At 36.6% G+C, this 12,137-nt stretch carries 15 protein-coding genes and 1 other annotated feature (1 of these 16 running past the window's edge); of the genes, 1 reads left to right on the forward strand and 14 read right to left on the reverse strand.

The window, feature by feature from the left end; all coding sequences use genetic code 11:
• Positions 1–24 precede the first annotated feature (24 nt).
• The gene (locus IGI43_RS10060; RefSeq protein WP_438757659.1) at positions 25–1,272 is read left to right on the forward strand and encodes an IS256 family transposase; all 1,248 of its coding nucleotides are present in this window, start codon (positions 25–27) and stop codon (positions 1,270–1,272) included.
• 147 nt (positions 1,273–1,419) lie between these two features.
• Here the strand turns inward: IGI43_RS10060 and IGI43_RS10065 are convergent, their stop codons facing one another.
• The 14 genes from IGI43_RS10065 to epsC form a co-directional block, all read right to left on the reverse strand.
• Positions 1,420–1,683, reverse strand: a complete 264-nt coding sequence (locus IGI43_RS10065) for a hypothetical protein (RefSeq protein WP_438757660.1) — start codon at positions 1,681–1,683, stop codon at positions 1,420–1,422.
• Between the two features lies 1 nt (position 1,684).
• The gene (locus IGI43_RS10070) at positions 1,685–1,999 is read right to left on the reverse strand and encodes a hypothetical protein (protein ID WP_438757661.1); all 315 of its coding nucleotides are present in this window, start codon (positions 1,997–1,999) and stop codon (positions 1,685–1,687) included.
• 14 nt (positions 2,000–2,013) lie between these two features.
• Positions 2,014–3,258, reverse strand: coding sequence for a lipase (locus tag IGI43_RS10075; RefSeq protein ID WP_438757662.1), 1,245 nt, complete (start codon positions 3,256–3,258; stop codon positions 2,014–2,016).
• Complete coding sequence (locus IGI43_RS10080) at positions 3,255–3,647, reverse strand: hypothetical protein (protein ID WP_438757663.1); 393 nt, start codon at positions 3,645–3,647, stop codon at positions 3,255–3,257. The genes IGI43_RS10075 and IGI43_RS10080 overlap by 4 nt, the downstream gene beginning before the upstream one ends.
• A gap of 232 nt (positions 3,648–3,879) precedes the next feature.
• Positions 3,880–4,590 (reverse strand): metal ABC transporter ATP-binding protein, encoded by a 711-nt coding sequence (locus tag IGI43_RS10085; RefSeq protein WP_438757664.1) that lies wholly within the window; start codon positions 4,588–4,590, stop codon positions 3,880–3,882.
• A 76-nt stretch (positions 4,591–4,666) separates the two neighbouring features.
• The gene (locus tag IGI43_RS10090) at positions 4,667–5,629 is read right to left on the reverse strand and encodes a metal ABC transporter substrate-binding protein (RefSeq protein WP_438757665.1); all 963 of its coding nucleotides are present in this window, start codon (positions 5,627–5,629) and stop codon (positions 4,667–4,669) included.
• Positions 5,630–5,862: 233 nt separating this feature from the next.
• Positions 5,863–6,714, reverse strand: coding sequence for a 4-(cytidine 5'-diphospho)-2-C-methyl-D-erythritol kinase (gene ispE / locus IGI43_RS10095; RefSeq protein ID WP_438757666.1), 852 nt, complete (start codon positions 6,712–6,714; stop codon positions 5,863–5,865).
• 360 nt (positions 6,715–7,074) lie between these two features.
• A complete protein-coding gene (locus IGI43_RS10100; RefSeq protein ID WP_438757667.1) occupies positions 7,075–7,320 on the reverse strand; it encodes a Veg family protein in 246 nt (81 codons plus the stop codon).
• Between the two features lie 133 nt (positions 7,321–7,453).
• The gene (locus tag IGI43_RS10105; protein WP_438757668.1) at positions 7,454–8,014 is read right to left on the reverse strand and encodes a sigma-70 family RNA polymerase sigma factor; all 561 of its coding nucleotides are present in this window, start codon (positions 8,012–8,014) and stop codon (positions 7,454–7,456) included.
• Between the two features lie 87 nt (positions 8,015–8,101).
• Complete coding sequence (locus IGI43_RS10110; protein ID WP_438757669.1) at positions 8,102–8,632, reverse strand: NYN domain-containing protein; 531 nt, start codon at positions 8,630–8,632, stop codon at positions 8,102–8,104.
• A gap of 82 nt (positions 8,633–8,714) precedes the next feature.
• Entirely contained in the window at positions 8,715–9,554 is an 840-nt protein-coding gene (gene rlmB, locus IGI43_RS10115) for a 23S rRNA (guanosine(2251)-2'-O)-methyltransferase RlmB (RefSeq protein ID WP_438757670.1), read from the reverse strand.
• Entirely contained in the window at positions 9,544–9,942 is a 399-nt protein-coding gene (locus tag IGI43_RS10120; RefSeq protein WP_438757672.1) for a Mini-ribonuclease 3, read from the reverse strand. The genes rlmB and IGI43_RS10120 overlap by 11 nt, the downstream gene beginning before the upstream one ends.
• Positions 9,939–11,351 carry a cysteine--tRNA ligase gene (cysS, locus tag IGI43_RS10125; RefSeq protein ID WP_438757673.1) on the reverse strand — a complete coding sequence of 471 codons (1,413 nt, stop codon included), beginning with the start codon at positions 11,349–11,351 and terminating at the stop codon, positions 9,939–9,941. The genes IGI43_RS10120 and cysS overlap by 4 nt, the downstream gene beginning before the upstream one ends.
• A complete protein-coding gene (gene epsC / locus IGI43_RS10130; RefSeq protein WP_438757674.1) occupies positions 11,335–11,883 on the reverse strand; it encodes a serine O-acetyltransferase EpsC in 549 nt (182 codons plus the stop codon). Before epsC ends, cysS begins: the two co-directional genes overlap by 17 nt.
• A 64-nt stretch (positions 11,884–11,947) precedes the next feature.
• Positions 11,948–12,137: a binding site (T-box leader), on the reverse strand; it runs 11 nt beyond the window's last position.

Below are 12,137 nucleotides of genomic sequence, written 5' to 3' on the forward strand. Positions count from 1 at the left end.
ATAAAAATGAAAGGATGCGAGAATATGGCAAGACAGAAAAGAGATTCTAAAACCGTCGAACTAGCGAAAACTATTCTAGAAAACTACAATCCTGAAAATGTCGATGACATGCAAGAAGCGCTAAAAGATATTTTTGGTCCCTTATTTGAACAAATGCTTCAAGGCGAAATGACCCATCATTTAGGCTACGATATTCACTCAAAACAGGAGAAAGAAACGAACAATCGAAGAAATGGATTCGGCTCTAAGAAAGTAAAAACAAGCTTTGGAGAAGTCCCTATTGATGTACCTAGAGACAGAGAAGCCACGTTTGAACCAGAACTTATTAAGAAACGTGAACGGGATGTTTCAGCTATCGAATCAAAGGTTTTGTCCATGTATGCCAGAGGCATGTCTCAAAGAGACATCGCTCATACCATTGATGATATTTATGGGTTCTCCATTTCTCACGAAATGATTTCTACAATCACCGATTCTGTTCTTCCAGAACTGGAGAAATGGCAAAATCGCCCTTTGGCGAAGTGTTATGCCTTTGTTTTTGTGGATTGTATGTATGTGACGTTAAGAGAAAATTATGAAGTCAAAGAATACGCTGTTTATACAATTCTTGGCTATGATTTAAAAGGAAAAAAAGATATTTTAGGGTTGTGGTTGAATGAAACCGAGAGTAAAAACCGCTGGATGCAGATTTTTGATGAATTGAAATCTCGCGGTGTACAGGACATTTTCTTTATGTCTATGGATGGTGTTTCTGGTCTTGAAGATGGAGCAAAATCTATTTTTCCAAAGGTGATCGTTCAACGCTGTATCGTCCATTTAGTGCGTAATGCGCTTCGGTATGTTCCTTATAAAGACTACAAGGAATTTTCTCGGGAAATGAAAAAGTTTTATGGTGCTCCTTCGTTAAAAGCTTGTCAGAGTGCTTTTGATGCCTTTCAAAAACGGTGGTCACACTACTCAGGTGCTGTAGAGGTTTGGAAACGTAATTTTTCTCATGTGGAACAACTTTATGATTATGGTAGCGCAGTGCGTAAAATTATGTACACAACAAATGCCATTGAAAGTATTCATTCTAGCTTTAGAAAAGTAACTAAAAAAGGCGCATTTCCAAATGAAACCGCCCTTTTAAAGCTTCTTTATCTACGAGTAAAAGAATTAGAAAAGAAATGGAAAGCTGGTTTTATTCCCAATTGGCCAATGGTCTTAAATCAATTAATGGCGAATGAACAGTTTTCTGAGCGCATCAACACTTATAGCTTATATATTTCCTAGTCACTGTTGCATCAAAAAAGAACATCAAATTTTCCTTTTTTGGTAAGGTTTCTTTCTTATACCCTTTTAACCGAAGGTTATTTAGGAATGGTTTAATGTTCTTTTTCGTTCTTAAATTTGTCAGTTACACACTTTAGTTGACAAACCCTAAAAATTATCTAATGTTTGTTTTTGCTTATCAAATACTTCTGTTACCTTTTTACCAAATTGACCCTTTACAGTGTCTTGTAGCCCTGTTGTCGCTTTAGAGATAGATTTTTGAGCTCTTTTACTTTCTTGTTCACCTAATTGTATTATTTTTTCTTTCTTTAGTTCTTTACTCTGAACACCAGATCGACCTATTGCTCTTACTTTTGTTTTTTGCGCATTTTTCTTATACTCTTTCAGCAGTTTCTCTAACGCTTCTAACATTTTACTCTCCTTCTTTTAAAACCCTTAATTCTTTTCGATAACGTTGTTCTTCCTCTTCTTGTCGATTCAATAATTTTTTCTTTTCTTTATCTATGTTCATCATAAACTCTTCTCCTAAATTAGCTAGTTCTATTCGTGCATCATTTAAAACTTCATCATCTTCACTAATATCAGATAATAAAAAACGAATTTCTGAATAAGTTTCATCCGCTATTTGTTGTCCTTGTCTCTGAAACTTTTTTATGTCATCTTCTTGTTCTTCGAATTTTCGTCTATTATTTTGATACTCTTTTAGCAACTGTTCCTCTTTATCCATTTAGTTGTTCTCCATTATCCTAATTGTCTTGCTAATTCTTGGTCTCTTTGTACCAATTCAGAAATCTTTCCCTTGATTTCTGATGCTAACTGATTGAATTGTTCACTCATTTTTTTCGCTTTTTGTATTTTTTCTCTAAATTTTTCACTGGGCTCCGTGACCATACTTCGCTCTGTAGAACCTGATGACTCTAGTACGTCCATGACCTCACCATAACTCAAATCTGGGACATCAGAAAACGCTTTTGAATAAATTTTTTGCCATAATTCTTCTAACTCTCTTATACCATCTTGATAAATTTTCACTGTATTTGTCATTACTGCTTCAAATTCAGAAGACGCATATTGAACAACTGCCAAAGCTTGACTGTTGTCTAAATAAATTTGCTCATTCGTTGAAAGACCTCCACCACTTGCGGTAAATTTTTTTTTCAACATTTCTAATGTATACATTCCTAAAAAAAACTGATTTCTTAATTGTCTTTCTGCTTGTTCTTGAATTGCACCTTTATTGTAATCATTATTCTTAATAATCAATCTGCCATCTTTATCAAACGTCCATTTTCCTAAGTCGTGATACGTACCTAGCGATTGAAGCCCCATTTCCATACTAACTTTTATCTCTGCCCCTGTGCCATTCCCCATTAAATTGCCAATCATATCGGCACGATTACGATAATTTGTTAATAAACCAGGGTTTTCTTTAATCCATTTTTTCGCATCAACAGATAATAATTCATACGGGTCTGGTCCATTAAACCCAACATTTTTCCATTGATTCTCAGCGGCAATATACAACGCTAAAAATTCACCCAGAGAATGTCCTGTTGTTGAGATTGTCGCTCCACTGTAATCTTGTTTCACACTGTCCGCAAAAGCAATTGCTGAATTTAATTGTCCTGAAAGACGAGCCTCACTAGGAGACATTGAAAAACCAGGACTTGTTGTTTTATCAAAGAATCCACCCACTGTACGTAAATCAGTTTCCAAGTCATTAAAATCTTTTGGGTTAGTTCCAGCATATGTAATCACAATTTGAGAGGTATCTACATTCCCTTTCTTATCCAAAGGCGCGACTGCCATTGCTTGCATACCATCTGTTTTTGAATTTTCTTGTATTTTTAAGATTTTAAATTTATTTTCACCTAATTTACGAATTTCACCTTCTTTTAAAGTTGGATCATATTTCTTTTTGTCATTAGGATCTAACCAATATACAGCATCACTTATTTTATTATAATTTTTGTCAGTTATATTCAAATTTCATCCTCCTCACCATTTGAGTATATAACCTTGATTTTCTTATCAGTTACTCCTTCCTTTTGAATCCTTTCATCTTCTACACCATAATCTCCAATTTCACCACTATCTTTTACAAAACCATAAGAAAAATAAACAGATTTTCCTTCGTTATTCTTCATGGTAACTAACATTCTATAAGAACCAGTCATACCATTATATCCCGTACGTTCAATATCTACTTCGGAAATATCCACGAAAGTGTTTTTTAACGCCTTTACTGATTGTTTCTCTACCGCTAATAAGTCTTGTTCTTTCTTTTCTTCTCTCTTATCCATATATACTTTTCCTCCTACTCCAATAATAATGACAGCAATAATCCCAAAGACGATTAGCATTTTTTTTTTCATTTTTTACCTCTTTATATTTATTGTGGAGATACCATATAATTATAGTTCTTGGCATTAATTATATACTACAACGAATTAAAAATATACTTATTCTAACAATTGATATAAAATAAATGCACATTATATCATATTATCAAACAAACATAAAAAAGACCTACTGGGAACATTCGTGAGAACAGTAGCTCTTTTTTATGTTTATTTGCACAAAACAAGATTGATAGAAACGCTTATTTTACGGTGTTTTCGCCTTATCCATTACTAGTTCTGAACTCATATGAAAGCATCTCCATTGTGAATCCTCCTTCCGAACTAAACGAATTTGTCGATCAGCATAAGATTTAATATCTTCATGGTCATGAGTGATCATCAATATCGCTTTGCCGTGATCATGAGCATTGTGCCTTAAAAGGCGATAAAATTCATTCCTAGACGTTTCATCCATTCCCGTTGTTGGTTCATCTAAAATAAATAAATCAGGGTCTGTAGCAAAAATACGCGCTAAACTTATGCGCTGTTTTTGTCCGCCAGAAAGTTCTCCGATCCGTTTATGCCGCATCTCCCACATACCGACTGCTTTAAGTGCTTTTTCCACATGTTGATGGTCTCTTTTAGTCAAAGGTTTAAACCAGCGGTTGCGTGGAAAACGTCCTGAACGAACCAACTCAATCACTGTACTTGGAAAACCCGCATTAAATGAAGCCACTTGCTGCGGAATATACCCAATACTAAGTTTTTCACCAGAAGTATTTTCTTTAGCAATGGTGATTTTCCCTTTCGTGGGCTTTAGTAACCCTAAACTACTTTTGATCAATGTTGATTTGGCTGCACCATTTTCCCCTGTCAAAATCACAAATTCACCAGGGTCAACATAATATGAAACTTCTTCTAAGACAGGCTCATCATCATAGTAAAATGTGAGGTCTTTGACATCTAGATAATGCATGACCATCCTCCTTCTTTACACTTACAAACTGCTTAAAATCGGGAAAAAAACTGAACGTCTCTTATCCCGATTCTATTTACTTGATACTTTTCTTCAACGCTTCAAGATTCTCTTTCATCACTGAAATATAGTCTTCGCCTTGATCCTGTTCTTTTTGAGTAATACTTTCTAACGGATTAAGGACCGCTAGTTCTACCTTTGTTTCGCGAGCCAATGTTTCAGCTACTTTTGACGAAGCAGATGTTTCAAAATAAATCACTGAGACATTATGCTCTTGAATATATTTTTTCAATTCTGCTAAACGACTTGGCGAAGGTTCTTGATCCGGTGAAATTCCTGCAATCGACTCTTGTGTCAAACCGTATTGTTTCGCTAAATAACCAAACGCGGCATGTTGTGTCACAAAGGTTTTATTTTTAGCCTCTTTAAATGCTTCTTTATATTCTGTATCTAAATCTTTTAATTTTTCAATATAAGCAGCTGCATTTTTTTCAAATGTTTCTTTTTGTTCAGGATATTTTTTCACTAATGCATCACGAATGGCTTCAACTTCCTTTTGCGCTAAAACCGGGTCCAACCAAACGTGAGGATCTAACTCGTGATCGTGGTCATCATGGTCGGCCTCTTCTTCGTCATGATCGTCTTCATGAGCAGCACCTTTCATTAAATCGATCGAACCTGCAGCTTCTACTACTGCAACTTTTTTCTCATCGACATTTTCCAGAACATCTTTGACCCAAGTCTCTAATTCATGACTATTGTACACAAACACGTCTGCATCTGTGATTTTAGCAATATCTTTGGCGCTTGGTTCATAATCATGGGGTTCTGTTCCAGCTGGAATCAATAACTGAACATCTCCAGCATCTCCTACTACATTTTTAGCAAAATCATACATTGGATAAAATGTTGTCACAACTTTTATTTTATCACTTTTTCCAGCTTTATCTTGCTTATTTGTTTGCCCGCAGGCAGTTAGTGTAAAAATCCCTACTGTTAATAGTAGTCCTATAATATATTTCCAGCTATTTTTTCTCATCTCGTCGCCCTCATTTCGATTTGTCACGTTCAAATCGTAATATTTACGATTTGCTAGCAAGAACTAATTTACCAGAAGAAAAAGAGAACGTCAAGAGAAAACAGAAGAATAAAAATTGGAAATTTGTAAAACTGCAAGCAAATGTAGATTTTCTTTTAAACTCCTAGCAAGCGAAAAACCACCCTATAGAGTGGTTTTTCGCTTGCATTAAAGGCCCTTATTTTCTTTCTCGTTTATTTCAATGTCCGCACGATATAGACTTCTTCACAAAAGCCCTTTAAGCCATTATAAATTCGTTGTGCACGTGTTTTCTTCTCGCACAGAGCAAAAACAGTTGGACCACTACCGCTCATTAGAGCAGCATCTGCTCCGTATTTCATCATGCGATCTTTGATTTGCTGAATCACTTGATGGCGTTTGATCGTCACACCTTCCAGCGCATTACCGATCTTTTCGGCCATCAACTGGTAATCATCCGTTTCGATCGCGTGCTTGAGACCACGAACATCAGGATGCTGAACGTTATTGAAGGATAAACTGCCAAAAATTGTGCTAGTAGAAACGCTCATTTTAGGTTTCACTAAAACAACCCAACATTGCGGCATCGATGGGAGAAACTCGATTTTTTCTCCTCGGCCCGTAACAAAAGCTGTACCGCCGTGAACACAATAAGGAACATCTGATCCGATCTTACTGCCGAGTTCGGCAAGTTCATCTAAAGACAAATCTAAATTCCACAAACGATTCAGGCCTCGTAATGCTGCTGCACAATCACTACTACCACCAGCTAATCCAGCAGCTACGGGTATTCTCTTTTCTATATAAATTCTAACTCCTTGCGTAAGATGAAACGTGTTCTTCAACAATTCTGCCGCCTGATACACATGATTTCTTTTATCTACTGGTAAAAAGGAGCTATCTGTTTCGATTACTATTTCGTTTTCCGGCAACAACTCAAAGGTCAGCCGATCGGCTAAATCTACACTAGCCATAATCATTTCTAATTCATGATAACCATCATTTCTTTTATAGAGAGCATCTAACCCCAAATTAATCTTTGCGGGCGCTTTTTCTATGATTTCCATTCTTTTTCACCTATCTAATCCCATTACCTGACCAACTTCACAATCTTTTAAATTCTAACATATGTTCCTAGATATGTATATATTTGATAAACACTTGCTTCATTTAACTAACACTTCATAAAAAAACATAAAGCATCTCAACATCAATCTGTTCATTGATTTCTCCTTTATATACCTAGCAAAATTCTAACATAATTTTGTCCATAATTCACAACATATCGTAATCACTCGGCTAATTCAAGTATTGCTCATAAACATAGTAAAACTAAACTCACTTCTGTCTTTAAAATCTCATCTATCAAAAAAGTAGAGCTAAAGCGTTTTCGCTTTAGCTCTACTTTTAAAAATTAATTCATGTCTTTAGATTGCTTCACTGACAAATTCAATCTCTACTGTGCGTGTCAGCACATCAGAATAACTATAAGAAACTCGTTCAAATGAGTTTTCATCTGGATCCAAATCTACAACGAAGACAGATGGATACGTTTCTGTCAAAATACCGTTACGTTCAGTTTGACGCTTCCTGCCGGTCTGAGCAACTAATGTGATTTTGCTGCCGATACGACATTCTAAATCTTTTTTAATTGACGCTAAAGTTGTTGGCATTGCATTCACCTCAAGCAACATTATACCACATATTAATAAAAATAACAAGTTTACCATAGTAGAAAATGAATTGCAACTAATTATAATTCATAAATGGATAATTATTTAATGTGAAAAATGACAAACTTCTCATCTAATCATAAATAATCGCTTTCAATTTTTTTTTTGCTCGATCATACGCACTTCTAACTGTAATTTCACGGCTATCGGTATCTTTGGCAATCTCTTCCAATTCCTTGCCGTTCATATATTCTTCAAATGTAGTTCGTTCAAATGGTGATAATACGCTTGGCAATCGTTCCAGCTTTTCTCGTATGATCATCTGTTCTAATGCGTCCCCATCTTCTATTCCTATGTAGTCAAAAAAAGCTTCTCCCTGATTTTCAATTTTTTGATCTAGTGAAATAGATTGTGTATCGATCATCCGTTTAAGCGCACATTGTTTCCTAAGTAAGCTGCGAATATGGTTTTCAAAGTTTGATTTAAAAAAATTCCCAATTGAAACACTATGTCCTTCTTCGTATTTTTCCAGCGAGCGATGAAAGATGATCCGACCTTCTTGCAGCCAATCTTCCCGATCAAAATCCTTCAAATAATATTTTTTTTGAAGCTTGTACACCACTGGATGATAGTTACGATACATCCGGTCAAATGCTAATGGGTCCCCTTTTAAGATTTCTTTATACTGATTCATCAACAACATTCTCCTTCCAAGCATTCTACCAAAATGCTTAGAAAAAGCGTAACACTTCTTCTTAGAGAAACGAAATAAAAAATACATTTAATCTTTATTTTTGGACAATTCATCCAACTTATCGGACAATTTTGACAATTGCTCTAAATTCCATGGAGAATTTCGACGAAAATCTTGAAAATGGATATCTGTCGCATGAATTGCTATCGTTCGTTCCGTTTTTCGAATATTTTTGTACAACTCATTAGCTGACACTCGTAATGCACCTTTTGAAAAAACCAGCCATTGCTCTGCCAAATCACTCGTTGCAACTGTCACCTGCGTTAGGCGAGTATTCTTTTCTCCCGCAGTTCGTTCAATATAGCTGTCTGCTGTCTCTTCTTCTTTAGTGAACACTACCGTTAAATGATACTTTTTATACGTTTGTTGAATTCCTGGAACCAACTGCGCATCGAAAACCACAATCACGCCTAAATCTTCATATTTAGCATAATTGGATAAACGCTGTAGTAAAACTTCTCTGGCATCTTCAAGTTTATTTTGATTCTTTAGCTGCACTAATTCAGGCCAAGCCCCGATCATATTATAACCATCCACAATCAGTAACTGTTTTTTCATTTTGTTTTGTCACCTACTTTATAATGATGGTGAGATAGAAAATCACTGTAAAAGTACGTCTATCTCACCATTAAACTAAATACTACAGAGAATTTCGTCCACGATAAACTTCATACATCAGCAATCCCGCTGCAACACCTGCATTCAGACTTTGGACATGCCCGCTCATCGGAATCGTCAATAATTCATCCACTTCTTTATGCAATCCTTGACTCATGCCACGGCCTTCATTGCCTATGATCAATGCAATCGCACCTTGAGTATTCCATTTGCGATAATCCGTTCCTTTCATATCTGTTCCAAAAATCCAAAAACTATTTTCTTTAAGCGTTGCAATACTTTGCGCTAAATTGGTTACACGTGCAACTGGAACATACTCAACTGCTCCTGTTGAAGCTTTTGTTACAACTGGCGTAATTCCTACTGCACGATGTTTTGGAATGATGATTCCGTCCACACCTGTTGCATCTGCAGTTCTCAGGATGGAACCAAAGTTATGAGGATCTTCTAAACTGTCCAGAATCAAGAAAAATGGTGTCTCTGTCTTTTCTTTCGTTCGATCAAGTAATTCATCCAACGTTAAGTATTCATAAGCTGTAATCGCCAATACGATCCCCTGATGTACGCCATGGTTTGTCATTGTATCTAGCTTTTGTTTTGGTACCCATTTAACAGGTACTGCATTTTCTTTAGCTAGTAATTTTAGATGTTCGACTTTTTCACTTTTACTGTCTTCTTGCAGAAATAATTTATTCCCTCGACCTTGTTGAAGTGCCTCAATCGTCGCATGATTACCAAAAACAAAATTATCTTCGATCTCTTCCTGTGAAACTTCTCGTTCTTTTTTCACCGACTCTTTTTTTACTGATTGATTTCTTTGTGATTTATTGCCTTTAAAAGGACGTTTCTTGTCATTTCTCATCTTTTTCACCTACTTTTTTTATGCACCAATCGATCAATTCTTCCAACCGTTCTGTTTGTTTGGTCAGGTGCAGATAGCCCATCAGTGACTCAAATCCAGTCGCAATTCGATAGGTTGTGATATCGGCATTTTTCGCTGATGTGTGGCTTTTAGCATTACGGCCGCGTTTGTACATTAGTTCTTCATTTTCTGAAAGTAATTTTTCTTCCAGCATTTCTTGAATCAGAAAAGCCTGAGCTTTAGCTGAAACATAATGTGTTGCCATGCGGTGTAAAATATTGGGCTTAGTTTGTCCTTGTTCAACTAGGTAGTCGCGGATATAAATCTCATAGATCGCATCTCCTACATAAGCTAAAGCTAAACCGTTTAATTGAGTATAATCTCTCATTCACTTCTTCTCCATCTAGTTCCTTGTGCTGTATCTTCCAAGGTTATTCCTTTGTCTTTTAGTAAGTCACGGATTTCATCACTACGGGCAAAATCGCGATTTGTACGCGCTTGATTACGTTCTTCGATCAATTGATCGATATCATCATCTAATAATTCTTCTGATAAGAAGAAAATACCAAAAATACTTAACCAGTGCGTGAATTGTTCACTTGCTTTTTCAATTACGGCAGCTGATACAGCCTCTTTTTCACTATATTGGTTCAGCCATTTAGCCATTTCATAAACAACAGTAATACCATTTGCTGCATTAAAATCGTCGTCCATTTCAGCGGTGAAACGTGTTTCTAACTCTGTTAATTCTTGTAGTTTTTGAGTGTCTTCATCCAGTTTTGCTACTGCATCTGATTTTCTAAAGGATAGGTTCTCAAAAGCATTTTTCAATTTTTGCAAATTAACGGCAGCTTCTTTCATTGTTGTTTCACTGTAACGAATCGGGCGGCGATATTGTGTAGTCGCCATAAAGAAACGCAAGACTTGAGGATCGACTTGTTTCACTAGCTCATGAACCGTGACAAAGTTCCCCAACGATTTACTCATTTTTTCATCGTCTTCTCCAATCGTGACAAAGCCATTGTGCATCCAGTAATTAGCAAATTTTTTACCTGTTTTAGCTTCACTTTGGGCGATTTCATTTTCATGATGAGGAAACTCTAGATCTTGTCCGCCACCATGGATATCAATTGTATCACCTAAATGTTTGGTTGCCATAACAGAACACTCAATATGCCAACCTGGACGTCCGGCGCCCCATGGTGAATCCCAAGAGATCTCTCCTTCTTTGGCACCTTTCCATAATGCAAAATCTAATGGATCTTCTTTCAACTCTTGTTCCACACCAGTACGTTGGCTTGCACCAACTTCTAATTCATCGATCGATTGATGACTCAGTTTGCCGTACCCTTCAAATTTACGCGTTCGATAATAAACATCTCCATGCGATTCATAGGCATACCCGCTGTCGATCAACGCTTGAATAAAGGTTAAAATATCTGGCATATGATCCATTACACGAGGATGTAGTGTTGCTGGTTTGACATTCAATATATTCGTATCTTCTTCAAATGCATGAATAAAACGCTCGGCAACTTCTGGTGCTGTGATACCTAGCTCTTTGGCTGCTCGAATGATTTTGTCATCTACGTCGGTAAAGTTTGACACATAATTTACTTCATAACCACGGTATTCTAAGTAACGTCTGATTGTATCAAACGCCATTGAACTACGTGCATTCCCAATGTGGATATAATTATAAACAGTCGGTCCGCAGACATACATCCGGACTTTTCCTGCTTCTATTGGTTGAAATACTTCTTTTTCTCTTGTCAATGTATTATAAATTTGAATCATACGCTTCCTCCAATTTCTCTCCTTTTATCCTGACTACTTTTGCTGGTATTCCTACGGCCGTTGCATCGTCAGGAATATCTGTTAAAACAACTGCAGCTGCTCCAATTTTTGCCCGCTTACCAATTGTAACAGGCCCTAATATTTGAGCATGTGCATGAATCATTGCTCCTTTTTTAACAGTTGGATGACGTTTTCCCGTATCTTTCCCTGTCCCACCTAATGTCACGCCATGAAATAGCACAACATCTTCTTCAATTTCTGCTGTTTGACCGATCACAACACCCATACCATGATCAATAAAAACACCTGATGCGATCGTCGCACCTGGATGAATCTCAATTCCTGTTAAGAATCGCCAAAACTGTGCGTGGATCTTCGCTAATAAAAATAGCCGATGTCGATATAGGAAATGAGAAAAACGATGCCAAAACAACGCATGCAATCCTGGATATGTAAGTAATGCTTCCAATGTTGAACGTGCTGCTGGATCATTGTTTTTGACTGCTTCAACAGCTTTTTTCAACCAACTCATCTTTTTTCACTCCTTTCATTCTACTTTAAAACAAAGAAGCGTCTTTTAAACGAACTAAATCCGTTTAAAAGACGCTTTTGCGTGGTTCCACTTTTTTTCACAGGTCTCCCTGCCTCAAAACAGATAACGGTTGTTGGCCGTTTTCAGCTACGTATCGCTAAAACTATTCAAAGATGCATTTCAAAAAGTGCTGACAACTGTTTTCACCCTCCACAGTCTCTCTAAAGACATACACTTTCTTACTTCTTCTTATC

The sequence above is a fragment of the Enterococcus sp. AZ126 genome (assembly GCF_051714545.1).
GTDB lineage: Bacteria > Bacillota > Bacilli > Lactobacillales > Enterococcaceae > Enterococcus_L.

Excerpts from the sequence above, each read along its gene's own strand:
- IGI43_RS10120 (WP_438757672.1), bottom strand. The coding sequence starts at position 9,942 with ATGAGAGATTATACTCAATTAAACGGTTTAGCTTTAGCTTATGTAGGA.
- epsC (WP_438757674.1), bottom strand. The coding sequence starts at position 11,883 with ATGAGTTGGTTGAAAAAAGCTGTTGAAGCAGTCAAAAACAATGATCCA.
- IGI43_RS10100 (WP_438757667.1), bottom strand. The coding sequence starts at position 7,320 with ATGCCAACAACTTTAGCGTCAATTAAAAAAGATTTAGAATGTCGTATC.
- IGI43_RS10110 (WP_438757669.1), bottom strand. The coding sequence starts at position 8,632 with ATGAAAAAACAGTTACTGATTGTGGATGGTTATAATATGATCGGGGCT.
- cysS (WP_438757673.1), bottom strand. The coding sequence starts at position 11,351 with ATGATTCAAATTTATAATACATTGACAAGAGAAAAAGAAGTATTTCAA.
- ispE (WP_438757666.1), bottom strand. The coding sequence starts at position 6,714 with ATGGAAATCATAGAAAAAGCGCCCGCAAAGATTAATTTGGGGTTAGAT.
- IGI43_RS10105 (WP_438757668.1), bottom strand. The coding sequence starts at position 8,014 with ATGAATCAGTATAAAGAAATCTTAAAAGGGGACCCATTAGCATTTGAC.
- IGI43_RS10085 (WP_438757664.1), bottom strand. The coding sequence starts at position 4,590 with ATGCATTATCTAGATGTCAAAGACCTCACATTTTACTATGATGATGAG.
- IGI43_RS10080 (WP_438757663.1), bottom strand. The coding sequence starts at position 3,647 with ATGAAAAAAAAAATGCTAATCGTCTTTGGGATTATTGCTGTCATTATT.
- rlmB (WP_438757670.1), bottom strand. The coding sequence starts at position 9,554 with ATGAGAAATGACAAGAAACGTCCTTTTAAAGGCAATAAATCACAAAGA.
- IGI43_RS10070 (WP_438757661.1), bottom strand. The coding sequence starts at position 1,999 with ATGGATAAAGAGGAACAGTTGCTAAAAGAGTATCAAAATAATAGACGA.
- IGI43_RS10065 (WP_438757660.1), bottom strand. The coding sequence starts at position 1,683 with ATGTTAGAAGCGTTAGAGAAACTGCTGAAAGAGTATAAGAAAAATGCG.
- IGI43_RS10060 (WP_438757659.1), top strand. The coding sequence starts at position 25 with ATGGCAAGACAGAAAAGAGATTCTAAAACCGTCGAACTAGCGAAAACT.
- IGI43_RS10090 (WP_438757665.1), bottom strand. The coding sequence starts at position 5,629 with ATGAGAAAAAATAGCTGGAAATATATTATAGGACTACTATTAACAGTA.